A 2,689-nucleotide genomic window follows, 5' to 3' on the forward strand; every position below is an offset into this window, starting at 1 on the left:
CCACCCTCGAACAACACCCCGACGTCGGCACCGCCGTCGTCACCCGCCGCGAAGACCAAGGCATCGCCCGACTCGTCGGCTACGTCACCGGACGCGACGGCCGCAAGCCGGCCGTGACCGAACTACGCGACCACGCCGCCGCCATACTCCCGCCCTACATGGTCCCCGCCGTGATCATGATCCTCGACCGGTTCCCCACCGGCGGCACCGGAAAGATCAACCGAAAGGCACTACCCGCACCCGACGCGCAACGCCCCGACCTCGACGTGCCGTACGTGGCACCGGCCACCGACTCCGAACGCCTCGTCACCGGGGTCTTCGCAAGCGTCCTCGGGCTGGACCGGGTCGGGACGCACGACGGCTTCTTCCACCTCGGCGGCACGTCGTTGCAGTCGGCGGCGGTGGCGGCCGGCATCGACGAGGCCGCGGACGTCGTCGTACCCGTCTCGCAGATCCACCGCACGCCCACCCCGCAGGGACTGGCCCAGTGGCTCGCCACCGCCCCCCGCCGCCCCAGGGTCGAGCCGGCGCCTCCCGTCACCGGCCGCCCCGGCCCGTCGAAGCCCGTCCCGCTGACGCCGTCGGTCGCCAAGTGCGTCGCGCTTCCCTTCGAGCTGGTCTGTCCGACCACCTGGTGGATCGAGGGCGACCTGGACCTGCGCGCCCTGATGGCCGCCATGGGCGACGTCCACCGCCGCCACGAGGCCCTCCACGCCCGCTACCGACGCACCGACCCACCCGTCGCCATCATCCCGCCCAACCCCGGCATGCCACAGCTGCGCCTACTCACCGACGCCACCACCGAACAAGACGCGCTCGACCAACTCGCCGAGGCCGTGCAGCAGCCCCTGGACTACACCCAGGGCCGCAACTGGCGCGCCGCCCTCATCCGGAACAAGGCCACGAAGCGGATCCTGTTCGGCATCGGCATCCACCACATCGCCTTCGACGGCTGGTCACACACCCTGCTCGTACGCGACCTCAGCCACGCCTACACCACGCGGCTGTCGGGCAAGGCTCCGGCGTGGGCGCGCCCCGCGCCGACGCTGCGCGAGTCGTACGACGAGTACATGCGGCTGCGCGACGCCACCGACCTCGACGCCCAACGGGCCTACTGGCGCGAGCAGCTACGCGGCCTGCCCCGCCAGGGCAAGGCCGCACCCCAGGTGCCCCTGGAACAGGCGCTGGCCTGGGGCCCGAAGGCCGGGCACATCGTCACGGTCACCCCCGAGGTGCTGCAACGCTGGGACCACGCCGCCCGCGAACAGCGGTTCAGCCGCTCCAGCTACTTCGTGGCGGCGTACGCCTCGGCGCTGCGCGCCATCCACCAGCAGGACGACATCGGCCTGTTGATGATCGTCGCCAAGCGGGGCAGCCGCATCCTCGACTCCGCGTTCACCATCCGGATCAACTCGAACTGCGTCCGGGTCCGGTTCCGGCCGGAGGAGGACCTGCTCCGGCACGTCCAGCAGACCGTCGACGAGCTGATGGCCGCCCAGGACGTGCCCTTCTCGGAGACCGCCGCCGACCCGGCCGTCGGCCTGCCGGGCGAGGTGGTCGCCAGCGTTCCCGGCTTCGCCTACCAGGACAACGTCGTCCTCCCGCTGGAGCTGCCCGGCTGCCGCACCGAGGAGGTCGTCGAGCCGTACGCGCGGGAGGTGATGAGCGGTCTCACCGTCGAGGCGATCCCCCGGGACCGTGACGCCCTTCTGCGCATCACGATCCGCACCGACCTGATCCCGCTCTCCCTCGCCGAGGAACTGGGCACCCACATGCTCCGGTTCCTCGAAGCCGGGCCCGCCCCGGCCCCCGGCACCGCCTGAACGCCGTACCCGGGCACAGCGTGCCCACCAGTTCCTGGTTCCCTGAGCCGGCCGTACCCCTGTGGATGGCGCCGGTCCTGATCGGAGGTTGACTCATGTCTGTCGGGTTCGTAGGTGCTCAGGCCCCGACCACGGGCGTCGCCGGGCCCGACTTCGAGGCCCTCGACCTGATGGGTGACCTGCGGCGGCCCCTGGCGTGGCCGGCCCGGGCGGCGTCGGAGTCGCGGACGCTCGCGCTGCCCGGCCTGCCGGGCCCGGAGCCGGCCGGACTGGTGGTGCTGGCGGGCCTCGTCGGGGTGCTGGCCCGCTACACCGGTCAGGAGGAGGTGGCGCTCGGCGTCTCCTCGGGCGGGTCGGTGGTGCGGGTGGGCGTGGCGGACGATCCGGCGTTCGGTCAGCTGGTGAGCCGGGTGGGTGCGGCGTGGGCCGCGCCGACGGCGGTTGCGGGCGTGGTGGGTCCGGTGGCGGTGGGCCTCGTCGACGGCCCGGTGGCCGACGTGGGCGCGGAGACGGTGGACGTCGACCTGGTGGTGACCGTGGCCTCGGACGGTTCCGGGCTGCGGGTGGATCACGCGGCGGAGGGCTTCTCCGCGGACTGGGTACGGGGCCTGCTGGACCAGACCGTGACGCTGGTGTCGGCCGGCGTGCGGGAGCCGGGGATCCCGCTGTCCGCGCTGCCGTTGCTGGGGGACGCGGAGCGGGAGCGGTTGCTCGCGTGGGGTCGGGGTCCGGTCCGTCCGGTGCCGGCCGAGCCGCTGCACGAGTTGGTGTTGGAGTGGGCCCGCCGCACGCCGGACGCGGTCGCGGGCGTCGCTGACGGCGAGGTGCTGACGTACGCGGAGTTGGAGCGTCGCTCGGGGGCGCTG

Annotated in this window: 1 protein-coding gene and 1 pseudogene; both read left to right on the plus strand. The window is 73.2% G+C overall.

The window, feature by feature from the left end:
- A partial coding sequence (locus tag ACGFIR_RS31575) for a condensation domain-containing protein (RefSeq protein ID WP_393008865.1) occupies positions 1–1,823 on the plus strand: 1,823 nt, incomplete at its 5' end.
- Positions 1,824–1,918: 95 nt separating this feature from the next.
- Positions 1,919–2,689 (plus strand): annotated as a pseudogene (locus ACGFIR_RS31580) (non-ribosomal peptide synthetase); the annotation flags it as partial.

The sequence above is a fragment of the Micromonospora sp. NPDC049051 genome, from assembly GCF_043197575.1.
In the GTDB taxonomy this organism is placed as follows: Bacteria; Actinomycetota; Actinomycetes; order Mycobacteriales; family Micromonosporaceae; genus Micromonospora.